This is a genomic window from Lysobacter sp. ISL-50 (assembly GCF_018612875.1).
GTDB lineage: Bacteria > Pseudomonadota > Gammaproteobacteria > Xanthomonadales > Xanthomonadaceae > Lysobacter.
On the sequence record NZ_JAGGRI010000011.1, the window covers coordinates 17633 to 41635 of the forward strand.

Annotated in this window: 19 protein-coding genes; 9 read left to right on the forward strand and 10 right to left on the reverse strand. The window is 65.2% G+C overall.

Annotated features, from left to right (window positions below):
• Positions 1–130: 130 nt before the first annotated feature.
• The gene (locus tag J7J50_RS07455) at positions 131–763 is read right to left on the reverse strand and encodes a CoA transferase subunit B (protein WP_215055992.1); all 633 of its coding nucleotides are present in this window, start codon (positions 761–763) and stop codon (positions 131–133) included.
• Positions 764–941: 178 nt separating this feature from the next.
• On the reverse strand, positions 942–1661 hold the full coding sequence (locus J7J50_RS07460) for a CoA transferase subunit A (RefSeq protein WP_057944181.1): 720 nt from the start codon (positions 1659–1661) through the stop codon (positions 942–944).
• A gap of 117 nt (positions 1662–1778) precedes the next feature.
• Here J7J50_RS07460 and J7J50_RS07465 point away from each other — a divergent pair, with 117 nt between their 5' ends.
• Positions 1779–2687 carry a hypothetical protein gene (locus tag J7J50_RS07465; RefSeq protein WP_215055991.1) on the forward strand — a complete coding sequence of 303 codons (909 nt, stop codon included), beginning with the start codon at positions 1779–1781 and terminating at the stop codon, positions 2685–2687.
• A 191-nt stretch (positions 2688–2878) separates the two neighbouring features.
• Here the strand turns inward: J7J50_RS07465 and J7J50_RS07470 are convergent, their stop codons facing one another.
• Positions 2879–4291 (reverse strand): mannose-1-phosphate guanylyltransferase/mannose-6-phosphate isomerase, encoded by a 1413-nt coding sequence (locus tag J7J50_RS07470; protein ID WP_215055990.1) that lies wholly within the window; start codon positions 4289–4291, stop codon positions 2879–2881.
• A 180-nt stretch (positions 4292–4471) separates the two neighbouring features.
• On the opposite strand from J7J50_RS07470, the gene J7J50_RS07475 reads away from it, so the two are divergent.
• The 8 genes from J7J50_RS07475 to J7J50_RS07510 all read left to right on the forward strand — a co-directional run bounded on the left by J7J50_RS07475 (position 4472) and on the right by J7J50_RS07510 (position 12737).
• The gene (locus tag J7J50_RS07475; RefSeq protein WP_215055989.1) at positions 4472–5308 is read left to right on the forward strand and encodes a D-hexose-6-phosphate mutarotase; all 837 of its coding nucleotides are present in this window, start codon (positions 4472–4474) and stop codon (positions 5306–5308) included.
• Positions 5309–5459: 151 nt separating this feature from the next.
• The gene (locus J7J50_RS07480; protein ID WP_215055988.1) at positions 5460–6206 is read left to right on the forward strand and encodes an electron transfer flavoprotein subunit beta/FixA family protein; all 747 of its coding nucleotides are present in this window, start codon (positions 5460–5462) and stop codon (positions 6204–6206) included.
• Entirely contained in the window at positions 6206–7147 is a 942-nt protein-coding gene (locus J7J50_RS07485) for an electron transfer flavoprotein subunit alpha/FixB family protein (protein ID WP_215055987.1), read from the forward strand. Before J7J50_RS07480 ends, J7J50_RS07485 begins: the two co-directional genes overlap by 1 nt.
• 157 nt (positions 7148–7304) lie before the next feature.
• The gene (locus J7J50_RS07490; protein WP_215055986.1) at positions 7305–7997 is read left to right on the forward strand and encodes an NAD-dependent epimerase/dehydratase family protein; all 693 of its coding nucleotides are present in this window, start codon (positions 7305–7307) and stop codon (positions 7995–7997) included.
• Complete coding sequence (locus J7J50_RS07495; RefSeq protein ID WP_215055985.1) at positions 7994–8953, forward strand: glycosyltransferase family 2 protein; 960 nt, start codon at positions 7994–7996, stop codon at positions 8951–8953. Before J7J50_RS07490 ends, J7J50_RS07495 begins: the two co-directional genes overlap by 4 nt.
• Positions 8946–9356 (forward strand): GtrA family protein, encoded by a 411-nt coding sequence (locus tag J7J50_RS07500; RefSeq protein ID WP_343222452.1) that lies wholly within the window; start codon positions 8946–8948, stop codon positions 9354–9356. Before J7J50_RS07495 ends, J7J50_RS07500 begins: the two co-directional genes overlap by 8 nt.
• 25 nt (positions 9357–9381) lie before the next feature.
• Positions 9382–10710, forward strand: a complete 1329-nt coding sequence (locus J7J50_RS07505; RefSeq protein WP_215055984.1) for an NAD(P)/FAD-dependent oxidoreductase — start codon at positions 9382–9384, stop codon at positions 10708–10710.
• An 11-nt stretch (positions 10711–10721) separates the two neighbouring features.
• The gene (locus J7J50_RS07510; RefSeq protein WP_215055983.1) at positions 10722–12737 is read left to right on the forward strand and encodes a hypothetical protein; all 2016 of its coding nucleotides are present in this window, start codon (positions 10722–10724) and stop codon (positions 12735–12737) included.
• A 224-nt stretch (positions 12738–12961) separates the two neighbouring features.
• Here the strand turns inward: J7J50_RS07510 and J7J50_RS07515 are convergent, their stop codons facing one another.
• The 7 genes from J7J50_RS07515 to J7J50_RS07545 are packed head-to-tail and all read right to left on the reverse strand — an operon-like array spanning position 12962 to position 24003.
• Positions 12962–14503, reverse strand: a complete 1542-nt coding sequence (locus tag J7J50_RS07515; protein WP_215055982.1) for a class I SAM-dependent methyltransferase — start codon at positions 14501–14503, stop codon at positions 12962–12964.
• Positions 14463–18599: a glycosyltransferase gene (locus tag J7J50_RS07520; protein ID WP_215055981.1), complete on the reverse strand. Its 4137-nt coding sequence runs from the start codon at positions 18597–18599 to the stop codon at positions 14463–14465. The genes J7J50_RS07515 and J7J50_RS07520 overlap by 41 nt, the downstream gene beginning before the upstream one ends.
• A 59-nt stretch (positions 18600–18658) precedes the next feature.
• The gene (locus J7J50_RS07525) at positions 18659–19633 is read right to left on the reverse strand and encodes a GDP-mannose 4,6-dehydratase (protein ID WP_215055980.1); all 975 of its coding nucleotides are present in this window, start codon (positions 19631–19633) and stop codon (positions 18659–18661) included.
• On the reverse strand, positions 19630–20565 hold the full coding sequence (locus J7J50_RS07530) for a GDP-mannose 4,6-dehydratase (protein WP_215055979.1): 936 nt from the start codon (positions 20563–20565) through the stop codon (positions 19630–19632). The genes J7J50_RS07525 and J7J50_RS07530 overlap by 4 nt, the downstream gene beginning before the upstream one ends.
• Positions 20562–21962, reverse strand: a complete 1401-nt coding sequence (locus J7J50_RS07535) for a methyltransferase domain-containing protein (RefSeq protein WP_215055978.1) — start codon at positions 21960–21962, stop codon at positions 20562–20564. Before J7J50_RS07535 ends, J7J50_RS07530 begins: the two co-directional genes overlap by 4 nt.
• Complete coding sequence (locus J7J50_RS07540; protein WP_215055977.1) at positions 21959–23215, reverse strand: ABC transporter ATP-binding protein; 1257 nt, start codon at positions 23213–23215, stop codon at positions 21959–21961. The genes J7J50_RS07535 and J7J50_RS07540 overlap by 4 nt, the downstream gene beginning before the upstream one ends.
• Complete coding sequence (locus J7J50_RS07545) at positions 23212–24003, reverse strand: ABC transporter permease (RefSeq protein ID WP_215055976.1); 792 nt, start codon at positions 24001–24003, stop codon at positions 23212–23214. Before J7J50_RS07545 ends, J7J50_RS07540 begins: the two co-directional genes overlap by 4 nt.

Genomic DNA, 24003 nt, shown 5'->3' on the forward strand with positions numbered 1-24003 from the left:
GCCATGCTGCACGCCCGGCGTGCAGACTGCAATGCCCGCGGATTCAGTTTCACATGCGACTTTTCGGGCCGGATTCGCAAATATTCGAATCCGGATCCGATGAGCGCGCTGGCGCCCGCCTCAGACCTGTTCAGGCGCGCCGAAACGGCACGCCGGTCTTCTCGCGCAGTTCGTCTTCACTCACGCCCGGCGCCGACTCGACCAGCACCAGTCCCTGTTCGGTCACATCCATGACCGCAAGTTCGGTGATGATCCGGTTGACCACGCCCAGGCCGGTCAGCGGCAGCGTGCATTCGGGCAGGATCTTGTGCTCGCCGCTCTTGGCGGTGTGTTCCATCAGCACGACCACGCGCTTGACGCCGGCGACCAGATCCATCGCGCCGCCCATGCCCTTGACCATCTTGCCCGGCACCATCCAGTTGGCCAGATCGCCCTTGGCGGTGACCTGCATCGCGCCGAGGATGGCCAGATCGATGTGGCCGCCGCGGATCATCGCGAAGCTGTCGTGACTGCCGAAATAGCTGGCGCCTTCGCGCGCGGTGACGGTCTGCTTGCCGGCGTTGATGAGGTCGGCGTCTACTTGCGTTTCGGTCGGGAACGGACCGATGCCGAGCAGACCGTTCTCGGACTGCAGCCACACGTCCATGCCGTCGGGAATGAAGTTGGCGACCAGCGTCGGCAGACCGATGCCGAGATTGACGTAAGCGCCGTCGGTGAGTTCCTGCGCGGCGCGCTGCGCCATTTCGTCGCGGGACCATGCCATTGGGAGTTCTTCCTGTTTAGGTGGACGCAAATGAATTGATTACGGAGAACGTCGGCCTGCGCCGAACGGCTCTGGCTTCGGAAAGACAAGCGGCGAGCAGCATCGACCACTTTGACTTCAACGCGTCCACCAGATCAGCGCGCGCGAATCGAAACGGCCTGGGCTCACTCAAGCCCTCTCACCCAGCCCGCACCGTCCGCTGCTCGATCCGCTTCTCCGGCGTGGCGTTGACCACGATGCGATCGACGTAGATGCCCGGCAGATGCACGTGGTCGGGATCGATGTCGCCCAGCGCGACCAGTTCCTCGACCTCGGCGATGCAGACCTTGCCGGCCATCGCGCAGGCCGGATTGAAATTGCGCGCGGTCTTGCGGAACACCAGGTTGCCGGAAGTGTCCGCCTTCCAGGCCTTGACCAGCGACACGTCGGCCTTGAGCGCGGTTTCCATCACGTAATGATGGCCGTCGAACTCGCGCGTCTCCTTGCCTTCGGCGACCACGGTGCCGTAGCCGGTGCGGGTGAAGAAGGCCGGAATGCCGGCGCCGCCGGCGCGCAGGCGCTCGGCCAGGGTGCCTTGCGGGTTGAACTCGAGTTCGAGCTCGCCGGACAGGAATTGGCGCTCGAATTCCTTGTTCTCGCCGACGTAGGACGAAATCATCTTCCTGATCTGGCGCGTTTCCAGCAGCAGGCCCAGGCCGAAGCCGTCCACGCCGGCGTTGTTGGAGATCGCGGTCAGCCCCTTGACCCCGCTGTCGCGCAGCGCGCCGATCAGGGCCTCGGGGATGCCGCACAGACCGAAACCGCCGACCGCCAGGGTCTGATCGTCGGCGACGACGCCCTGCAGCGCGTCTTTGGCACTGGGATACAGCTTGGTTTTCGCGGCGATGGCCTGGGCCATGGGACAACTCCGTTGCGGAATGAGCGCAGTTTAACGCGCGCCCGCGCCGGGACGTAGCGGACTTTCGGGCAATGGCGCCACAATGCCTTGATTGTGTGCCGACGCTAGACTTGCGATATGAGCCGACTCGCCCTGGTCACCGCCATCGCCACCGCCGCGCAGGACGACGACCTGCCGCTGCTGCATGCCGCCTGCCTGGCGCGCGGCCTGCGCGCCGAGATCCGCGCCTGGGACGACCCCAGCGTGGCCTGGGCGCGATACGACACCGTATTGCTGCGCTCGCCGTGGGATTACACCGAGCGCTTCGATGAATTCACCGCGTGGTGCGAACGGGTCGAAGCCCTCGCCCGCCTGCTCAATCCCTGGCCGGTGCTGCGCTGGAACACCGACAAACACTACCTGGCCGATCTGGCCGCGCGCGGCGTGCCGGTGGTGACGACCGCGTTCGTCGAGCCGGAAATGGACCCGCTGCCGGCGCTGCAGGAATTCCTGCTGGCGCAGCCGCAGGCGGACGAGTTCGTGGTCAAGCCGGCGATCAGCGCCGGCTCGCGCGACACCCAGCGTTATGCGCGCGCGCAGGAATTCGCCGCGGCCAATCACATCGCGCGGCTGCTCGACGAGGGCCGCAGCGCGATGCTGCAGCCGTACCTGGCCTCGGTGGATCGCGACGGCGAAACCGCGCTGATGTATTTCAACGGTGTTTTCAGCCATGCCATTCGCAAGGGCGCGATGCTGCAACGCGAGGACGCGCTGAACCTGCGCGCGGTGGAGCGCATCAACGCGCGCGAAGCCGGCGAAGACGAGCGCGCGGTGGCGATGCATGCGCTGACCGCGATGACCGCGCGGCTGGATCTGGAAGAGCCGCTGCCGTATGCGCGGGTCGATCTGATCCGCGATGGCGAAGGGCTGCCGCAGTTGCTGGAACTGGAGTTGTGCGAGCCTTCGTTGTTCTTCGCGCATGAGGCGGGCAGCGCGGATCGGTTCGCCGAGGTGTTGGCGCAGTGGTTGCAGACGGCGGCGCTTTGAGTCAGGTGTGAGGGTTGCCTGATCTGAGCGAAAAGCATCGGGGCTGAAGCCCCTCCCACAAAAGATTGCGAAGCCGCGAAGTCTTTTGTGGGAGGGGCTTCAGCCCCGATGCTTTCCGGTCCGCGGCGACAACCCCACAAAAGCAAAGACCGGCCAATGGCCGGTCTTTGCAACCAACAAAGCAACGCCGCTTACGAACGCCCGTACACGTCTTCCAGGCGAACAATATCGTCCTCGCCCAGATAACTGCCCGACTGCACCTCGATCAACTCGACCGGCTCGGTGCCGCGGTTGCGCAGGCGATGCACGCTGCCCAGCGGGATGTAAGTGCTCTCGTTCTCGCGCAGCTCGAACACCTTGTCGTCGCAGGTGACCTCGGCCACGCCCGACACCACGATCCAATGCTCGGCGCGCTTGTGATGCTTCTGCAGGCTCAGCACGCCGCCGGGCTTGACCTCGATGCGCTTGACCTGGAAACGGTCGCCCATGTCGATGGAGTCGTAATTGCCCCACGGACGATAGACCTTGCGATGGAACAGATGCTCCTGACGCCCGGCCTGCTTGAGCTTGTCGACGATGGTCTTGACGTCCTGCACCCGGTCCTTGCGCGCGACCAGGGTCGCGTCGGGCGTGTCGATGATGACCAGGTCTTCCACGCCGATCGTCGCGATCATGCGCCGGTCCGAAGCGCGCACCAGCGAGCCGCTGGTGTCGACCGAGATCACATCGCCTTCGTAGCGATTGCCGTCGTCGTCGCGCTCGGCCACCGCCCACAGCGACGACCACGAACCGATGTCGCTCCAGCCGCAGCTCACCGGCACCACCGCGGCGCGGTCGGTCTTTTCCATCACCGCGTAGTCGATGGAATCGTTCGGGCTGGCGGCGAATTCCTCCTTGCCCAGACGGATGAAGTCCAGATCGGTGTTGGCCTTGGCGTAGGCCGCACGCGCCGATTCGAGAATCTTCGGCGCCAGCCTCGCCAGTTCGTCGAGATAACGCTGGGCCTTGAACAGGAACATGCCCGAGTTCCAGGCATAGGTGCCGGCGGCCAGATAGCCCTCGGCGGTGGCCAGATCGGGCTTCTCGACGAAACGGCTGACCTTGTAGCCGCCCTCGCCCAGCGCGTCGCCGCGATCGATATAGCCGTAGCCGGTTTCCGGATAGTCCGGATGAATGCCGAAGGTGACCAGCCAATCCTGATCGGCCAGTATCGCCGCGCGCGCGACCGCGTCGCGGAACGCGTCGACGTCTTCGATCAGGTGATCGGCCGGCAGCACCAGCATGGTCGCGTCGGGTTCGCTGGCGACCAGGTGCAGCGCGGCCAGCGCGATCGCCGGCGCGGTGTTGCGCGCGATCGGTTCGAGCAGTATGGCGCCGTTGGCGACGCCGATGCCCTGCAACTGCTCGCCGACCATGAAGCGATGGTCCTCGGCGCACACGGTGACGGGGGCACCGGTGTCGGGCAGGGCGTTGGCGCGCAGGATGGTTTCCTGGAACAGCGAGTGATCGCCGATCAGCGACAGGAACTGCTTGGGCTGATTCTGACGGGACAGCGGCCACAGGCGCGAACCGCTGCCACCGCTTAGAACGACGGGATGAAGCATCCTGGCTCCAGATTTCGGAACGGAAAGGGGCGCCAAGAATAGCCGAACCCCCTGCCTGGCAGGCTTCACGGCACCTAAACCACGTCCGCGGCGCTGTCGGTACTATGATCGCCGTGCCAGCCCGGGCCGTCGCGCCGCGCCATGCTTCGCCCTCGGCGTTCCTTCCACGGATGGACTTTCATGCCCCACTCACTGCCCGCCTCCCTGCATCTGGACGGCCCCGACGCGTCCCGCGTCGAAGCCAGCGCCTTCGGCGCCCATCTGCTGTCGTGGCGCTGCCGCGGCCGCGAGCGGCTGTACCTGAGCCCGAACGCCAGTTTCGGCGCCGGCAAGGCGATCCGCGGCGGCGTGCCGGTGATCTTTCCGCAATTCGGCGAACGCGGCGACGGCCCGCGCCACGGCTTCGCCCGCACCCTGGCCTGGGACGCGCTGGACACCGCCGGCAGCGTGCCGCCGCGGCTGGCGTTCGCGCTGCGCGACAGCGCGCAAACCCGCCGCCACTGGCCGTATCCGTTCGAAGCTGAACTGGACATCGAACCGGCCGCGAACCGGCTGCGCATCGCCCTGAGCGTGCGCAACACCGGCCAGGAGGCGTTCGAATTCAGCGCCGCCCTGCACACCTATCTGCGCGTGGCCGACATCGCCGGCACCCTGGTCCACGGCCTGGAAGACCGCGGTTACATCGATTCCACCCAAGGCGGCGCGGCATTCGCGGCCAGCGACGCGCCGGTGCGCTTCGAGGGCGAAATCGACCGCATCTACGCCGACACCCGGCAGCCGCTGCGGGTCACCGACGGCGAGCAACTGCTGCGCCTGGAAGCGGAAGGCTTCGCCGACACCGTGGTGTGGAATCCCGGCGCCGAACTCGCCGCCGGGCTGGCCGATCTGGGCGCCGGCGAGCACCGCCATTTCGTCTGCGTGGAAGCCGGGAACGTGCTCAGCCCGGTGCGGCTGGAACCCGGCGCGGTCTGGACCGGCGCGCAGATCCTCACCGTCGAGCCCTCCGCCGGCCGCTGAGGCCCGCCGCGCGGGCCCGGGCAAGGCCGGCGTTTAAAACGCCCACGCGGCCAAAACCCATGGCGCGCTGCCCCGGCCGGGCCGTCTCCGTTAGAATTGGCGGCTCTTGGCCGCTCCCGGCCGGACACCCCCCACAAGGAAATCCCGCACGATGAAGATCCTCGTCGGCTACAAGCGCGTGGTGGACTACAACGTCCGCATTCAGGTCAAGCCGGATGGCTCCGGCGTGGTCACCGACGGCGTCAAGCTGTCGGCCAATCCGTTCGACGATATCGCCCTGGAAGAGGCCCTGCGCCTGCGCGACAAGGGCATCGCCACCGAGGTCGTGGTCGCCACGATCGCCCCCGCCGATGCCCAGCCGCATCTGCGCAACGGCCTGGCCATGGGCGCCAACCGCGCCGTGCACGTGGTCAGCGACCAGCCGATCCAGCCGCTGACCGCCGCGCGCGCGCTGCTCAAGCTGATCGAAAAAGAACAGCCCGACATCGTCATCCTCGGCAAGCAGGCCATCGACGACGACGCCAGCCAGACCGGCCAGATGCTCGCCACCCTGTGGGGCCGCCCGCAGGCGACCTTCGCTTCCAAGCTCGAAGTCGCCGACGGCAAGGCCACGGTGACGCGCGAAGTCGACGCCGGCCTGGAAACGCTGGAAGTGGACCTGCCGGCGGTGATCACCACCGACCTGCGCCTCAACGAGCCGCGTTTCATCAAGCTGCCCGACATCATGAAGGCCAAGAGCAAGCCGCTGGAGACCATCCAGTTCGCCGAGCTCGGCGTGGACACCGGCGACACGCTCAAGACCACCCATTTCGCCCCGCCGCCCAAGCGCAGCAAGGGCGTGATGGTGAAGGACGCGGCCGAACTGGTCGCCGCACTTAAGCAGAAGGGGTTGCTGTGATGAGCAAGGTTTTAATTGTTGCCGAACATCTCGACGGCAAGCTCAACGCGTCCACCGCCAAGTGCGTGTCGGCCGCGCAGGCTCTGAAGCCCGACTCCATCGACATCGTCGTGCTCGCCGCCGATCCGGCCGGCATCGCCGCGCAGGCCGCGCAGATCGCCGGCGTCGCCCGCGTGCTGACCGTCGCCAACGCCGCCAACGCCCACGCCATCGCGCAGGTGCTGGCGCCGCAGATCGCCGCGCTGGCCAAGGGCTACAGCCACGTGTTCGGCCCCTCGACCACCTTCGGCAAGGACCTGATGCCCTGCGTCGCCGCGCTGTTGCACGTGGCCCAGGTGTCCGACGTCATGGCGGTGGAAGGCAGCCACACCTTCAAGCGTCCGATCTACGCCGGCAACGCGATCATCACCGTCGAAGCGCCGGGCGATCACACCGTCGTCGCCACCGTGCGCACGGCCTCGTGGCCGGAAGCGGCGAAGGGCGGCAGCGCCGCGATCGAAGCCGCGTCAGTCGAAGCCGCGCTTCCGACCCACACCCGTTTCGTCGGCCTGGCCGCGGGCAAGTCGGATCGCCCCGACCTGCAGAGCGCCAAGCGCGTCGTCTCCGGCGGCCGCGGCGTGGGTTCGGCGGACAACTTCAAGATCATCTACGACTTCGCGGACAAGCTCGGCGCCGCCGTCGGCGCCTCGCGCGCCGCGGTCGATGCCGGCTACGTGCCGAACGAACTGCAGGTCGGCCAGACCGGCAAGATCATCGCCCCGGAGCTGTACGTCGCCGTCGGCATCAGCGGCGCGATCCAGCACCTGACCGGCATCAAGGACGCCGGCACCATCGTCGCCATCAACAAGGACGGCGAAGCGCCGATCTTCGAGATCGCCGATATCGGCCTGGTGGGGGATTTGTTCAAGCTGTTGCCGGAACTGGAAGCGGCGCTGGGTTGAAAGCACTGCCGCCGGTGGCCGCGGATGCGTCCGCGCGCCATCGGCGGAAACCGGCATTACGCGCTATCGCGGCAGTATTTTCCTGTAAGCGGAACGCCTGCTCGGCTCAGAAGCCGACGAACGAATAGCCAGCGAACTCATCGGCGATGGATCCAGAATGATAGTGGGCAATGGTTTAATCGCTAAGGCATTCCAGGCGCGCTCCGAAAACGATCGGGCGACGACCATTTTCGCCTCCGGGGTCTCGAACTCTTCGGAAACATCGGAGCAGTCGTTCGCGCGCGAACGCCAGCTTCTGCTCGAAACGCTGCGCGCCGCGCAGGGCAAGTTCGTTTATTTCAGCACCTGCAGCCTGACCGACGCCGATCGGAAAACCACGCCATACGTGGTGCACAAGACAGAAATGGAAGCGCTGGTGCTCGCCTATGGCGACGCGCTGGTGCTGCGCCTGCCCCAGGTGGTGGGCTATACGCCCAATCCGCACACGCTCACGAACTTCCTCGCTTCGCGCATCGCGAGCGGAGAACGCTTCACCTTGTGGACGAAGGCGATCCGGTCGTTGATCGACGTCGACGACATCGCCAGCATCGCAACGGCCATGATCGACAGTGGCTTCACTGGACGCGTGACGGATATCGCCGCGCCCGGCGCGCTGACGATGATGGAACTGGTGGAGACGATGGAGCGGCTTCTGGCCAGGAAGGGCAACTACGATCTGGTGGAACGCGGCGGCGGCAATGTTCCTGACGCCGCCCTGACGATGCAGTTCGCGCAAAAGCTCGGAATCGACCTGCTCGACCGCTACCCGGAAAGAGTGCTGAGAAAATATTACGGAGGCCGGCGACCATGATCGAAACGAGCGTAGTCATTCCCGCTTACCGCAGCGCCAAGATCCTTCCGCTGCTGGCGCAGCGACTGCAAGAAGCGTTGGACGGCATGTATCCGGACGCTGGCGGCGAACAGCGCTATCAGGTGATTCTGGTCAACGACTGCAGCCCTGACGACACCTGGGCGTGCCTGGAGGAACTGTCGCGCGATCGCCCCTGGCTGCAGGGCGTCAACCTGCGCAAGAACGCCGGACAGCACAACGCCCTGCTGACCGGCCTGCGCTACGCCCGTGGTCGGTACATCATCATGATGGACGACGATCTTCAGCACGATCCGGCCGACATTCCCAAAATCGTCGCCTCGCTCAAGGCCGGAAACGACGTGTGCTATGCCAGATTCAAGTCCAAGCGCCACGCGCTGTGGAAACGACTCGGCAGCCGCTTCAACAGCATGATCGCCGACCGCCTGCTGCGAAAGCCCAAAGACCTCTACCTGTCGCCGTTCAAGGGCGTCGTCCGCGGCGTTCGCGATCAGATGGTCCGCTTCGTCGGCCCGCATGTGTACCTCGACGGCCTGATCCTGGCCAGCACAAATCATGTGGCGATGATCGAGCTCGACCATCACGAACGGCTCGACGGCCAATCCGGCTACAGCCTGACCAAATCGATCTCGCTGTGGCTGAAAATGGCCACGAGTTTCTCCATCGAGCCCCTGCGCATCGCCTCGTTGCTCGGCATCTTTTTCTCCGGCTTCGGCTTTCTCGCCGCGGTCGCCCTGATCGTGCAACGTTTCACCTTGAACGCCATGCCCGTGGGCTGGTCCTCGCTGATCGTCTCGGTGCTGATCCTCGGCGGCATCCAACTACTGGCGTTGGGCATCATCGGCGAGTATGTCGGCCGCGTCCTGTTGCACGTGAACGGAACGCCGCAGGCCGTGGTGGGCTCGACGATCAATGTAGAGGCCGGCGAACGTGACTGACCGCCGCCTCGACAAGCTGCTGGCGCACGACGGCATGCGCAAACTGGTGCTGTACGCGATCTGCGGAGGCTCCGGCGTCTTGCTGGACTTCGCCACCTACACGACGCTGCTGTCCTTCGGCATCCACTACCAGGCCGCCAACGCATGCGGTTATCTGGCCGGCACGCTGCTGAGTTTCGCGCTGAACCGCCATTTCACCTTCCAAACCTACGACAACACGCTGCGGCGCCTCGCCTTGTTTTTCGCCGCGGCAGGCGTCGGCTATGTAATTTCGTCCATCGCGCTTTGGCTGCTGATCGATCGCATCGGGCTCAACCCGCTGCTCGCCAAGATCGCCACGTTGGGCGTGGTTCTGGTCGTCCAGTTCTCTCTGAATCGGGCGATTACGTTCCGCCAGCGATAAAAGCACAACTACCTCAGGTACCGATATGCAGTTTGATACAGCCATCGTTGGCGGCGGATTCGCCGGACTTGCCGCGGCATACGAGTTGGCCCGGAACGGAAAGCGCGTCGTGGTTCTGGAACGCGACGACGCCGTGGGCGGCCTCGCCGGCGGCTTCGATATCGGCGGACACGTTCTGGAGAAGTTCTATCACCACTGGTTCAACAACGACAAGCACATCCTCGAACTGATCGAGGAGCTTGGAGAGAACGGAAACGTTCTCCTGCGCCCTACTCGAACCGGCATGTACTACGCCGACCAGTTCTTCCGCTTGAGCACGCCGCTCGACCTGCTGCGCTTCAAGGCCCTGCCCTTCCTCGACCGCATCCGCCTGGGCGTGGCGGTGCTGCGCGCCCGCTCGGTGAAAGATTGGTCCAAGTTGGAGCACCTGAGCGCCAAGGAATGGCTGATCGACCTGTGCGGCCAGCGCGCCTACGACGTGGTCTGGGACCCGCTGCTGACCGGCAAGTTCGGCGCCGTAGCCGAAGACGTGTCGGCGGTATGGTTCTGGAAGAAGCTGGTCCTGCGAGGCGGCAGCCGCAGCAGTTCCGGCGATGAAGTGCTGGCGTACTACAAGGGCGGCTTCGCGGCGCTCGCCGAACGTCTCGAACAGGAAATCAAAAAGCTCGGGGGCGAAGTGCGATTGCGCACCCCGGCCCTGCGTGTCGTCGCGGGCGCCGATGGACGCGCTGCCGGCGTCGAAACCGCCGAGGGCATGATCGAGGCCGACAACGTCGTACTTACCACTGCGCTGCCAGTTACGGCGGACCTGATCGAGGCGATCGCTCCGGCGGCGTATGTCGAATCCCTGCGCAGAATCCGCTATCTCTCGAACGTCTGCCTTGTGCTTGCGCTGAATCGAAGCCTGTCGGAAACCTACTGGCTGAACGTCAACGACCCGGGTTTTCCGTTCGTGGGAGTGATCGAGCACACCAACTTCGAGCCGCCGTCGTCCTACGGCGGCCACCACATCGTGTATCTGTCGAAGTATCTGCCGCCTTCGGATCCGATGTACACGATGAGCGCGGACGAAATGCTGGAGTTCTCCATCCCCCATATCCAGCGCATGTTCCCCGACTTCAAGCGCGAATGGATAGATCAGCACTACGTCTGGCGCGCGGATTACGCGCAGCCGATCGCGGAAAAGAACTACTCCGCGCTCGTGCCCGGCAATGCGACCCCGCTGCCCAACGTATTCGTCACCACGATGGCGCAGGTGTACCCCGAGGATCGGGGCACGAACTACGCCGTCCGCGAGGGCAGGCAACTCGCACGCAAGCTCCTGGGTGAACCGGGCGCGACGCCTCAAGGATGAGCTCGCCCCCTATGGACAATGCGACTGCGGCCCGGAATCGATGGGCCGGCTTCGCATGGCCCCTCGTCGGCGCCGTCGGCGCCGCGATCGTGCTGGCCGTGCTCGTGGCCCAGCCGGCTTGGAGGTTCGGCGACGGCGCCGAGTACTACGCGCTTTACCTGGCCATTTTGGAACACGGACGGCCGTTCATGATCGAAGGAGCGTGGCGCGACTACGCCGCGCTCGCGGGCGACGGATCCATCGCGTCCATGGTCGATACCGCCAGACTGCGCGCTGCCTTCCCGGTACTGGCGGACGCGCACACCGCCGATTTCAACCATTTCTGGTTCTATCCCGCGCTTGCTGCGGGCATAGCGGCCGCGCTGAAACTGGTCGGACTGAACCTGGCGCCGCATACCGCCTTCCTTACGTTGCACGCCCTTTTGTTCGGCGCCACGCTGACACTGGCCGGGCGACTGCATGGCGTGCGCGGCGCCGCGGCAACGGCATTGCTGTTCGCGGCTTCGCCCGTACTGTGGTTCGCGGCGAAGGTGCACACGGAGTTCTTTACCGTCGCACTGGTACTGCAGACCTTCATCCTGGTGAGCCGCGGCAAGCTCTTGTACGCGGCGCTGCCCATCGCCGTTGCCTCTACGCAGAACATCAGCCTCGCCGCTACCGCTTGGGCCCTGATCGCTTTCGGTCTGCTCGGCAATCGCCTTTTCAATCGTTCGACCGGCGTTTGCGAATGGGTCGCGGCCGCGCTCGCCTTGGCCGCGACGGCGCTGCATCCGCTCTACTATCTCTATCGCCACGGCGTCGTCACCCCGCAACTGAAGGCGGGTGGCGCCGTGGTCGGCGGCAATGCCAATCAGTTGCTGGCGGTATTGATCGACCCGGACATCGGGCTGTTCCCTAACTGGTGGTTCGGAACCTTCATCCTCGTCGCAGGCCTGGCGCTTGCACTGCGCTATCGACCGAGCTTGAAGTTCGTCTACACGGCGATCGCGGCGATATACCTGATCACCAACCTGTTCGCCCAGGCATCTACCGTCAACCTCAATTCCGGTTCGATCGATCTGTCGCGTTATGCGCTGTGGTACGTGCCGATCTTCTACGCACCGCTGGTTTGGCTCATCGCTGAATCGACCCGAAGGCCGATCCGCTGGCTGCTAGCGCTCGTGATGACCGCTGTCGCCGCGCCCCTGGTCGCCTGGAATCTGAGCTGGTATTGGCCGCCTCAGTACGATCGCTATACCGAGCCGAGCATCGTCTCGCAGATGCTGCAGTCGAGATTCCCCGACCTGTACGATCCGCCGCCGGAAATCTTCATCGAGCGCAACTCCGGCCATAGCGAAATCGATATTCCGCTCGCCGCTATCGCCGGCCCGGGCTGCCGAAAACTGTATATCCCTGCAGAATTGCTCGGCGCCAAGGCGATGAAAATAGCATCGCGGCACCACTGCAATTTCGACGACGATCGGGTAGCGGCCCTGGTCGCGGACAAATTGGCCGAACGTCCGCGGCAGGACGCGGTCAAGGGCATATACATACGTTTGAGTGAAACCGACGCCGAGCGTCTACGGCTGAAATTTGGCGTCGGACGAATCGTCTTCGGCGCTGAAGCGAAAGGCAGCGCGACGCTGAGCGCTGGCTGGAGCGCTCCGGAAGCTTGGGGCACGTGGTCCAACTCGGCGCGCCCCAGGATCGAGATTAATGTCGCGGATTGTGGCTCGGATGTACTGCATGCCACGATCAGCGCGCGCGGATTCGCGATCCCACAGAACCCGCGCGTCGTCGCGGCGGTGCAGGTCGCCGGGCGCAAAGTGGGCGCCTACGATTTCACCGTGGACAGCGCCGGCCCCAAGCAATTGCAGTTCGAGTTTTCCTGCGCTGACGCGCGCCGCTTGGGGAACGTGCTCGCGTTGGATTTCGATATCACCGGCGCGGTCACCCCGTCTTCGCTGCGGCTCGGTCCTGATACCCGCCTGCTCGGCATAGGCGTGGAGTGGATTGAGCTCACCCGCCATCCGGCGGCGGCGCACTGATAACGCGAGCGACCGGCTTTGCCCGGTTGCGCGGTGCCACCGAAGCCAACGACGATCCCGCCGGCCTCGACTGCCGGAACAGACGAGCCCGGCAGAATCTGCCTTCCGTTGCGAATGGCGAATCGAATGGAGCGAAGCAGGCCGCCCGGTGGGCGGCCCCTGTGTGTGCGGTAGTCGGCAAATGCCGACGCAAGCGCGCGCCGGACTCTTCCGGTTGCCTGCGCCTAGACCGCTTTCTTCCTGAACACCTTCACCATGCCCCGCAGCAGCAATTCTTCGCGGCTGAACCCCAGCGACAAACAGTGCTGGAAATTCTCGTGCGATTCGCTGCCGGGCACGACGCAACCGCTCCATTCGCCTTCGTGCAGATACTCCACCTCGCCGCGGATCGACGCGAACAATTCGCGGTAGAAGGAAAGACGGCGCCGATTCATGGCATGCACGTACTCCTGCCCTTCTTCGTCCGAGCCGCCCGCCTGCTTCATCATTTCCACGAACTGCCCGTCGTCGCTGATCAGGTGCTGCCAGGGCCGGGGAACGCGATGTTGGAAGTGGCTGCCGAAATCGCACGTCCAGATCGGGTCGAAAGTGAGATAGGCCATCCCACCGGGCTTGAGCACGCGCACGATCTCGCGCAGGGCCGCGGCCGGATCGGGAATGTGCTCGAAGGCGTTGAAAGACAAGACCACGTCGAACAGATCGTCGCGATAGATCGTGCTCATCGCGTCGACGGCGTGGAACTCGAAGCGTTCGACCGGGAAATCGTGGCCGTGGCGCAGGACCTTCTCTTTCACCAGCTTCACCAGCTCACCGCCGAAGCGCGCGTTCTGATCGAAGTAGTCGGTGCAGTAGATGCGTCTCACATCGTTGGCCAACAACGCACTGTGGCCGCCGGCACCGCCGCCCACGTCCAGCGCCAGTCCATCGGCGGGAAGCGTTACGCCCAGCGATCCCAGCAATTGCCGCATGCGCTCGACATCGGCCAAATGCTCGGCGACGTCCGCGGCCTCGGAATAACCTCCGCTGGCGGCCTCGGGCTGAGCTGGCTGATCCGGGGTTTCGTTATCCGTTGCGGTCACCGGTAATTTCCCCGCGGGCAAATAGAACGTATTGGTTGTCGCGCCATGAAACGGATTCATCGCGCCGTCGTCCCAGCGGAACGGCCGATAGCCGAGTTCGCTCAGCAACTCGGTCACGTTGTGCCAATCGCTGTTCTCCACCAACAGCACCGGCTGGAACTCGACAATCGTCCGCAACAGGCCGCGGATCGCCGACGCCTCGAAACCTTCGACATCCACCTTGATCAGGTCGGGGCGCAGCGCGCAATCGTCGCCGCGCTCGACCGGCACACGCATCTGCAACAGTTCCGGCGCCTGGCCGCCGCGCGCGAGATACTTTTCGCGCACCCACGGCTTGTCGAACTGGCTCGGGTCGAAAGTGGATTCCTCAAGAAACACCTGGCCGCCCGAGGACGGTACATGCAGGATCAGTTCGCCGGCCTGCGTACCCAGCGCCGAACGATGCACATGCACCGCCCCGCCGGATTCCTGCGCGACCCGCTCCAGCCCCGGCCACAGCTTCGGATTGGCCTCGAAGGAGTGGATTTCCACGGTCTCGCCGAGGACCGCCCTGACCGAAGCGATGGTCTGCCCACCGTTGGCCCCGATGTCCAGCACCGTGCGGATCGTCCGCAGATGACTGTTGATCCAGGCCAGCGCCTGGAAATCAGGGTCGTGTACCTCCTTGTTCCGGAGCTGATGAATCACCCTTCCGTGCAACGCTTCGATTTCGCTCACTTGCCACCCCCAAAATGATCTGTCGCAGATGGTCCGCCAAAGCCGCCCAACTGTATCCCTGTGCCGTGTCGATTCCCGCTGTGCCGTGCCGATCGGCCAGCGCCCGGTCGCCGAGGTAACGCTCGATCGCGGCGGCCACGTCGTCGAAGTTGTCGGCCAGATAACCGTTCTCGCCGTCGCGCACCAACTCGGTGAACGCCACGGTCGAGCTGCGCGCGATCACCGGGCGTTTCGCCATCCACGACTCGAGCAACACGATTCCGAAACTCTCGCTCTCGCTCATATTCGCCAGACACAACGAATCGGCCAGCGCTCCGATCACCACATCGCGCGACTGCGCGCCGTAGTAGTGAACACCGGCGCCCTGCAGGGGCAGGCCGTCGTCGTCGGGTCCGATCAGCACCACGTCCAGATCGTGCCCGGCCCGGCGCAGCTTTTCGCAGGCCTGCACGATCATGCGGTAATGCTTGGCGCCGGTCTTGCGGCCCAGGACCAGTACGAACGGGCGCTCGCCGCGGTGCAGGCGACGGAAGGCCTCGCGACCGCGGGCGACCGATTCGTCCGAGAAATCCTCGGTCGTCAAGCCGCCGCCGGGCAACGCCACCGACCGCTCGCAAACCCGGTCGAAGAACGCGGCCTTGCTCGCGGCCGGCGCCGCGACGACCGCGTCGGCGCGCGCGAACGCGTCGTAGAAATCGCGCCAGTGGTAATAGCGGTCTTCCATGTGGAAGTGCGGCAATACGACCGTGGCCAGACCGTTGACCGCGCCCGTGCGCACGCCCAGGACCGAGCTGGCGAACGGAACGCCTTGAGCCAGGATCACGTCGTAGTTGGCGGCGTTCTGGTCGAGCCAACGCTCCATCGCACGGCTGTGCGGGCCGCGGATACGGCAGAAACGACGGTCGATGTCGCGCGGACGGCGCTTGACGACTTCGATCAGCTTGGCCACCCAGCGTTCGGGCAGGTTGGCGCGGGCGCGCTCTTCCATGCCTTGGCGCAAATCGATCTCGACGCTGCCGTCCGTCCCGATCAGTTCGATCGAGGAGACGATGTAAGCCAGTTCACGCGCGTCCTCGCTGCTGTCCATCACCGCCGAGGCGCGCAATTCCAACAGCTCGCCCGTCGCAGGCAGCGCCTGCTGGAACGAGAATTTGCCGGACAAACTCTTCACGGCCGATTCGGCGCCGCCGACCCGCATCGATACTTGCACAGGCTGCAGCGCGAGACCCGAGACCCGGACCGACTCGATCCCGGCGGGCAATTTCACCTGAGCGATCCGCCCGGCCCAGCGCACGATCCGGCCGTCGCTGTTCTCCGGGAAATTCCAGCCGCCGAGCAGGCCTACGCCAAGCTCTTGCGCCAGGTCCGCGCCGATCAGCAACGATTCCTTCATCCAGGCTGTTTGCAGAACGGCCGCGTCGTCGAAACGGTCTTGCGGCGGCGGATCGGTCGGAAACAACCGCACCTGTCCGCGCAACGCCGGAACGCCATCGTGCGCCGAAGGCGGCTCGTAGTCGGCGGAGAAATGCAGGCGATCGTGGATCGCCCCCACGGCCGGCGCCACCACGTCGATCTGCAGGTCCTCGCTCTTGTCCAACTCGCGCAGGACGTTGAGCAAAAAAGTCTCGGCGCCGCCGCGCGCGGGCTCGCCGAAGCGGTAAGTCAGCACCAGCACCCGGCACGGCCCGTCGCGGCCGATCAGACGACGCAGCTCCCGGCGCATGCGCCCGCCCAGGATGCGCCAGTCCAGGTGCGAGGCCACGTAGTCGGTCGCTTCCGCGGACAGGCGCGCGCTCAACTCGACGTCGTCGCACAGCTTGGGAATCCAGTCGCTCATCGCTTCCGGATTCGTCTCGATGTAATGCGTACCGGCTTGCAGTCCCGGGAAACCGCGCGCGCCGACCGCCGAACTGAGCAACGGCAATCCGGCGGCGAGGAAATCCGGCACCTTGAGGCTGGAGCCGCCGCCCTCGAACAGCGGATTGACCGCGATGTCGGCGATCGCGAACAACGCCTCCTTGTCGGACTGACTCAAAAAGCCGAGCAAGGCCACATTGGGCGGCAACGCCGCGACATTGATCGCTTCGCACACCGAGCCGACCAAGGCGAAATTCACCTGCGGATTGCGCGCGGCCAGTTCGTCGATGATGAACTGCGCGGCGCGCGCGTTCGGCGGATGCGCGCTACCGACGAACACCGCCAGCGGCGGCAGATTCCGCGCGCGATCGGACGGCCGCAGTCCGGCGCGATGCACTTGCGGCATACGCACGCCGTTTTCGACCGTGAGCACCTGCGAGAGGCCGTAACGCTCACGGAAACGCGCGGTATCGCTATCGCTGACGCACAGGACCAGATCCGCGCGCTCGGCCATCTCGCGCTCCAACCGCTCGGTCAGCTCGATCCACTGGCCGCCGTCGTCGCGCGCCGCCAACAGCTCGCGCTTGAGCTCGATCTCGACGTTCTGCGATGAATGCACGATCGGCATGCCCTGCGGGACCAGCCCGAGCAGCGGCGCCAGAAAGCATTGTTCGAAACTCACCACGGCCGCGGTCGCGATTTCCTCGCGAAACGCCGCGACCATCGCCGGGTTGTCCAGGCAGTGCTTGGCCGCGACCAGATCGGCCACCGACACGCTTTGCCCCTTCAGCGACTGAATATCCTCGCGCCGGTGCTCGGCGGTCTTGGGCACGGAGCGCTGCAGCACACCGGGCGCGATCGCGCGCCGGATCTCGGCATCGCCGTTGTTGAAGCACAGCAACGTCACGTCGAACTCGCGTCCGGCTTCAGTGAGCAACTCCTTGATCCGCACCTGACCGCCGCCCGCGGCCTGATGCACTTCGTAGTCGCAGACCGCGAGGATGCGCTTGCGGCCGGCCGCGCCGGCCGGCGCAGCCAGAACCTGCTGGATCGACGCGACCGTGTTCTTGGCTATACCCGCCCAGGTATAGCGCGCGTCGGCGAACTGCGCGCCGCGCGCGCCCAGCGCACTCGCGGCCTCGGCGTCGTCGAGCACTTCGCGCAAGGCCGCCGCGAAATCATCGAGCTCGCTGATCCGGGCTTGCACGCCCGGCTCGATGTCCAATCCGCGCGCGCCGACCGGGGTGGACACCACCGGCGCTGCGTGCCCCATGTAGTCGAGCATCTTGAGATTGGTACCGGCGCCGTGACGCAGCGGATTGATCGCCGCGCCGCAGCGCCAGAGCAAATCGTCCTTCTGCGCCGCGTCGACGAATCCCAACAGTTTTACGTTGGGCGGCACCGGCTGGGTATAGGCCTGACACACCGCGCCGAGCACGTAGAAGGTGACATCGCTCAGCGCCGGCGCCAGATCCTTGGCGATGTACTCCAATGCATTGATGTTGGGCGGATGCGCACTGCCCAGGAACAGCGCCGAACGCTCGCGCCGCGGCGCGGGATCGGGCCCGGCTTCGGGCTCGAAACCGTTGGGCGCAAGGAAAATCCGCTCACGCGCAAACCCGAAGGTGTCCGCGAACTCGTTTCGCTCCTCCTCGCTAATCGCCAGCACCGCGGAACTGCAGGCGATCATCCGGGCTTCCAGGTCGCGGATGAACGCCGCTCCGCGCTGGCCGATCTCGCCATGGAACATCTGCTCGGCGAGCCGGTACTCGACGTTGTACGCGTTGTAGACGCGCAACTTGCCGTCGCTGCCGGCGCCCCGGTCGTACGGCAGGGTGAACGGCGATTCGTGCACGATCAAATCGGCCGCCGCGACCAGCCGCCCCATTTGCCGGCCGAGTTCGGTGTCGAATTCGCCCGCCAATGCCAGCGCCAGGCCGGAGCATTCCGGCCCGATCTGCTCGGAGTCGAGCTTCCAGTGGATCTGATCGGCCTCGCGCGGCTTGGGTACGCGGATCTCGCGGAAAGACGGCGAGTGCACGATGGTTTCGACCTTGGCGTCGGCGTAGGTCGCCGACAGCAAGGTCACGTCGAAGACGTCACTAAGATGGCGGTACAACATGTAATAGCGCTGCTCACCGCCGCTGCGCGGCGGTACGAACGCGGGGAAAAAATTGATCGCCAGTAACTTGTGTCGCTTCTGAGCCATTTCCGAGTCCGGTCAGTCCTTTGTTTTAGGCCGGTCCCGATCGGGACCGGCGTGTTGCCTCAACGCGCCTGCAAGCGGCGCAGGTCGGCGTCGACCATCATCGTGATGAGCTCCTGCAACGAGGTCTTGGGCGCCCAGCCCAGCTTGGCCTTGGCCTTGGCCGGATTGCCGAGCAGCACGTCCACTTCGGCCGGACGGAAGAACTTCTCGTCGATGATCAGGTGATCGTCCATGTTCAGGCCGACGTGACCGAACGCGATCGCGCACATGTCGCGCACGGTCGTGGTCTGGCCGGTGGCGACCACGTAGTCGTCGCCGCTGTCCTGCTGGGTCATCAGCCACATCGCTTCGACGTAGTCGCCGGCGAAGCCCCAGTCGCGCTTGGAATCGATGTTGCCCAGGCGCAGCTCTTTCTGCTGACCCAGCTTGATGCGCGCCACCGCGTCGGTGACCTTGCGGGTCACGAACTCGATGCCGCGCAGCGGCGATTCGTGATTGAACAAGATGCCGCTGGAGGCATGCAGGTTGAAGCTTTCGCGATAGTTCACCGTGGCCCAATGCGCCATCAGCTTGGCCACGCCGTAGGGGCTGCGCGGATAGAACGGGGTCTTCTCGTCCTGCATTTCGGCCTGGATCAGGCCGAACATTTCGCTGGTGGACGCCTGGTAGAAACGCGCCTGGGGATTGACGATGCGCACCGCCTCGAGCACGTTCAGCGCGCCCACGCCATCGACCTGCGCGGTCAGCAACGGCTGCTGCCAGGACGAACCGACGAAGCTCTGCGCGCCGAGGTTGTAGACCTCGTCGGCCTTGGAAGTCTGCATCGCGCGTATCATCGACGACAGGTCGGTCAGGTCGCCGTCGAGCAACGTCACCTGATCGGCGATCCCCAGTTCGCGCAGGCGCCACAGCGTGTCGGTGCTGCGACGGGCCAAGACGCCGTACACGCCATAGCCCTTGGACAGCAGCAATTGCGAAAGGTAGGCGCCATCCTGACCGGTGATGCCGGTGATCAATGCGTTCTTGTTGCTCATGAGTTATTCCGTTGGTCGATGAGAATGTCTTGCAAGGTCTGGTCCATCGGGATGCGTGGAGCCCAACCGGTCGCGTCATGCAACGCCCGCGATGAGCCCACCATCCTTCGTTGTTCGGCGCGGCGCAGCTTGGCCGGGTCCTGGCGGACCTCGACCTCGACGCCTTCGATCCGGCACATGGCCTCGAGCAGGTCGCGCACTTTGCGCTCCACGCCCGATGCGATCAGATACAAACTGCCGCTGACGCCGTCGCGCAATGCCGCCGCATAAGCGGCGACGATATCGCGCACGTCGGTGAAGTCGCGCGTGGTGTCGATATCGCCGGCTTCGATCACCGGCGCCTGCCGCCCCTGGGCGATGGCCACCACCTGGCCGGCCAGCGCGGGCAGCACGAATTGCCGCCCCTGGCCCGGCCCGACGTGATTGAACGGCCGCAGCACGATCGCGTCCAGGCCTTCGCTGCGCTGCCACTGCAGGCACAGCTGCTCGGCCGCGAACTTGCTGACCGCATAGGGATTACGCGGCGCCGGCATCAGCTGTTCGGTCACCGGCATGTCCGCTTCGGCCACTTGGCCGTAGACGTCGCCCGAGCTCACGAACAGGAAGCGTCCGCCGAAGTCGACGCGCTTGAGCGCCTGCAACAAATTCAGCGTGCCCAGCGTGTTGATCTCGAAGGTCTCGCGCGGGTGCTCGAACGAGCGCGGCACGAAACTCTGCGCGGCCAAATGCAGCACCGCGTCGGGGCGCACCTGTTCGACGACTTGCTGCACCGCGTCGATGTCGCGGATATCCCAGCCGTGCGGTGGCATATGCAGCTCGCAGTCGCCGAAATCGCCGGCTCCCACCGCCGCTTCCACGTAACGGCCGACGAATCCGCTGCCGCCGGTGACCAGCAGGCGCCGCGGCGCCGCCAGCGTATCGACGGCGCTCATGGGCGCCTCGCCACGATGGCGTAATCGGGTGCGACATGCATATGCCACAACATGTCATTGATCGACTTGGAACCGGGAATCTCCGGCGACAGCAGCTCCGGCGCGTTGAGCGCGCGATGGGCGCTCAACCGCTCGATGCGCGCCTCGGCGAAACCGCGGTTCTCCACCACCCAACGCAACATCGCCGGCGGCAACGGGTTGAGGTGGGTGGGGTCCATATAAAAATAATGCGAGCCGACCATCAGGTTTTCCGGGTTCGGCGTCTCCAGGAACAGCAAGCCGCCCGGCCGCAGCGCGCGCAGCGCTTCGTCGATCAACGCCACCACCCGCTCGAACGGCAAGTGTTCGACCAGATGCATCGAGGTGATCGCGCCGGCCGAACCCTCCGGCATGCTGCGCAAGACATCTATCGCATCGCCTTCGATCACTTTCAAACCGGTGTCGGCGCAGCTGGCGACGAAATCGTGGTTGAGATCGATGCCGACGGCCTCCAGGTCGTGCTCGCCGAGCAGTTCCAGCCATTCGCCGCGGCCGCAGCCGATGTCGATGACAGGCGCCCCGGGCACGCCGGCGCCGACCTCGTGAATCCATTCCAGGTACGGCTCGATGCGCGCGCGCACCAGTTCGCGCGAACCGCGGAACTCGTCTTCGAAATCCGCATACAGCTTGTCCATCGTCGGCCGCACGCGCTCGCGTTCGAGTTCCGCGCTATGCATGCGCTCGAACATCGGCATCATCCGGGCGACGTTGCGCATCAGGCCGGCGTTCTGTCCGCGCAGTTCCGTCAGCTCGTCCATCAACAGGTTCAGATGCCGGCCCAGTTCGTGGGTCTCACGCGCCTGAGTCGCTTCGATGGTGTAGTGACGGTCGAAAAGAGCGCCCAGGCGCGCCGCGCCATGCAGCCAGGACAGCACATGGCCGATCACCGGCTTGCGCTTCCACCGCTGCAGCTTGTACGGCAGCAACAGCCCGTCTATGTGGACCTGCTTGGCCATGCCCTCCGGCGACCAGCGCAGCTCGGCCAGCACTTCCACCTTGGTGGTGTGCCCGGAACGCAACTCGTGCAGGAAGTAGTTGAAACCCTCCGGATCGGGCTCGCGACGCAGCACGACGCGGTAGGCCATTTCCACGAAGCTGGCGTCGGAGGGCCCGAGCAACTCATGCAACGTATATTCGCGCTTGACCGGAACCGAATAGCTGCTCGAGCGCCAGCGCTGCAAACTGTGCGCACCGCTGTCGTGCCCCACGAAAAGGCGATCGACGAGTTCGCGCATCCGCGCGACGGCGCCGTCGGCATCCACCGCGCCGTCGGACTCGATCGGAATCGAGTCGCGCAGACGCGTGGCGACGGCCCGCATCACCCCATCCACGTCCATCGGGTCCAGCGCGCGGCTCATCGCACGGCCTCCGGCCGCGGCGCCGGCAACGCCGACACCACGTCGATGGCGGGCGGAATCCAGGCGGTGCCCACGAACATCGACTTGTCCAGATTGGCCACGGTGAACACCAGCGCGAGATCGCGCCACTGATAATTCTTCTGCAAGTGGGTCTCGGCGCTGGTCAGCGCGACCGAGAACGAATAGGTGCCGACCCCCAGGTTGGCCGGGAAGCGCACCCGATATTCGATATCCGAACCGGCGTCCAGGTGCTCGCGCACTTGCCCGGTGTGATGGGTATTGGTGCCGAAGATCGCCTGGCCCAGGCGGTCGCGGATCATGTAGCCGAACACCAGCCGATCCACCGCATGGTGAACGCGAACGCGCGCGCGCAGCGTCACCTCCTGGCCGACACCGATGAATTCCACCGGCGCGCCGTGCTGATCCAGCAGTTGCAGTTCGGCGATCTCCGCCTCGCCGGTGCCCGACTCGGTGGCGACCTTGCCGTCCTTCGACACCTCGGTGCGCACCGAGCTGTTTTCGCGCTTGGCGATCAGCGCGTTGTAGTAATCGAAGACCTCGTAGGGATCGCTGTCGAGCACGGCCTTGCCGCCGTCGAGCAGGATCGCGCGGTCGCACAGCGCCTGGATCGCGACCGGATCGTGCGACACGATCAGCAAGGTGGTGCCGGCGTCGCGGAATTCATGGATGCGCTTGAAACACTTGTGGACGAAGTAGGTGTCGCCGACCGACAGCGCCTCATCGACGATCAGCACGTCCGGACGCACCGCCGTCGCGATCGAGAACGCGACGCGCATCTGCATGCCGCTGGAATAGGTACGCACCGGCTGATCGAAGTATTCGCCCACCTCGGCGAACGCCTCGATCTGCGGCATCAAAGCTTCGATCTGGTCTTGCGGCAGGCCCATCAGGCCGCCGGCGTGGACCACGTTCTGGCGACCGGTGAGCTCGCCGCTGAAACCCAGCCCGAGTTCCAGCAGCGCCGACACCCGTCCGCGCACCGTCACCTGCCCTTCGCTGGGCTTGGTGGTGCCGGTGATCATCTTCAGCAGCGTGCTCTTGCCGGCGCCGTTCTGGCCGATCACGCCGATCGATTCGCCCTGGTGCACGCTGAAGGACACGTTGCGGATCACCCAGTGCTCGGCGCGCGGCTTCACCGGCACGCCGAACCAACGCGCGAAACGCTGCAGTTCGCTGGCGTACTCGACATAGGCCTTGCCGACATTTTCGACCACCATCACCGGCAGGCTCATAGCACGTCCACCATTTCCGAAGAGGCGCGGCGGAACAGCACCATCGCGATCAGCAGCAGCACCGCGGCGATGACCGCCACCAGCACCAGGCTCTGCTGCGGCGCGCGCTGATAGACGATGACGTCGTGGTAGGCCATCGCCAGCGGCGCGACCGGGTTGAACGCCAGCGACGCCTTGAAGGTGTCGGGCACCACCTTGATCGGATAAATGATCGGCGTGACCCAGAACCAGAACTGCAGCACCACCGCCATCACGTGGCCGACGTCGCGCATGAACACGTTGAGCACGCCGACGATCAGGCCGACGCCGGTGGCCAGCGCGACGGTCAGGGCGATCAGCAGCGGCAGCCACAGGTAGTGCACGTTCGGATAGACGCCGAGGATCGGCAGGATCACCATCACCACGCACAGCAGCGCGATGTTGTTGACCATCGAGGAACCGATCGCGATCACCGGCAGGGCGATGCGCGGGAAATGCATCTTCTTGAGCAGCGAGGTGTTTTCGATGAACACGTTCTGGCAGCGCTGCACGATCTCGGCGAACAGCGACCAGCACAGGATCCCCGAAATCAGGTAGATCGCGTAGGCGTACTTGTTATCGACCCCTTCCAGCCGCGCTGCCAGCACATTGGACAAAATCGTGGCGAAGATGATCACCTGCGCGAGCGGCTGCAGAATGATCCACAAGGCGCCGAAGGTGCTGCGCGAGAAGCGCGACTTGAACTCGTTCACCACCGATGAGGCGATGAAGCCGCGGTAGCGCCATGCGGCGCCGAACAAACGGAACAT

Coding starts and splice junctions, on each gene's coding strand:
- J7J50_RS07455 (WP_215055992.1), bottom strand. CDS start 763: ATGGCATGGTCCCGCGACGAAATGGCGCAGCGCGCCGCGCAGGAACTC.
- J7J50_RS07460 (WP_057944181.1), bottom strand. CDS start 1,661: ATGGCCCAGGCCATCGCCGCGAAAACCAAGCTGTATCCCAGTGCCAAA.
- J7J50_RS07465 (WP_215055991.1), top strand. CDS start 1,779: ATGAGCCGACTCGCCCTGGTCACCGCCATCGCCACCGCCGCGCAGGAC.
- J7J50_RS07470 (WP_215055990.1), bottom strand. CDS start 4,291: ATGCTTCATCCCGTCGTTCTAAGCGGTGGCAGCGGTTCGCGCCTGTGG.
- J7J50_RS07475 (WP_215055989.1), top strand. CDS start 4,472: ATGCCCCACTCACTGCCCGCCTCCCTGCATCTGGACGGCCCCGACGCG.
- J7J50_RS07480 (WP_215055988.1), top strand. CDS start 5,460: ATGAAGATCCTCGTCGGCTACAAGCGCGTGGTGGACTACAACGTCCGC.
- J7J50_RS07485 (WP_215055987.1), top strand. CDS start 6,206: ATGAGCAAGGTTTTAATTGTTGCCGAACATCTCGACGGCAAGCTCAAC.
- J7J50_RS07490 (WP_215055986.1), top strand. CDS start 7,305: ATGATAGTGGGCAATGGTTTAATCGCTAAGGCATTCCAGGCGCGCTCC.
- J7J50_RS07495 (WP_215055985.1), top strand. CDS start 7,994: ATGATCGAAACGAGCGTAGTCATTCCCGCTTACCGCAGCGCCAAGATC.
- J7J50_RS07505 (WP_215055984.1), top strand. CDS start 9,382: ATGCAGTTTGATACAGCCATCGTTGGCGGCGGATTCGCCGGACTTGCC.
- J7J50_RS07510 (WP_215055983.1), top strand. CDS start 10,722: ATGGACAATGCGACTGCGGCCCGGAATCGATGGGCCGGCTTCGCATGG.
- J7J50_RS07520 (WP_215055981.1), bottom strand. CDS start 18,599: ATGGCTCAGAAGCGACACAAGTTACTGGCGATCAATTTTTTCCCCGCG.
- J7J50_RS07525 (WP_215055980.1), bottom strand. CDS start 19,633: ATGAGCAACAAGAACGCATTGATCACCGGCATCACCGGTCAGGATGGC.
- J7J50_RS07530 (WP_215055979.1), bottom strand. CDS start 20,565: ATGAGCGCCGTCGATACGCTGGCGGCGCCGCGGCGCCTGCTGGTCACC.
- J7J50_RS07535 (WP_215055978.1), bottom strand. CDS start 21,962: ATGAGCCGCGCGCTGGACCCGATGGACGTGGATGGGGTGATGCGGGCC.
- J7J50_RS07540 (WP_215055977.1), bottom strand. CDS start 23,215: ATGAGCCTGCCGGTGATGGTGGTCGAAAATGTCGGCAAGGCCTATGTC.
- J7J50_RS07545 (WP_215055976.1), bottom strand. CDS start 24,003: ATGTTCCGTTTGTTCGGCGCCGCATGGCGCTACCGCGGCTTCATCGCC.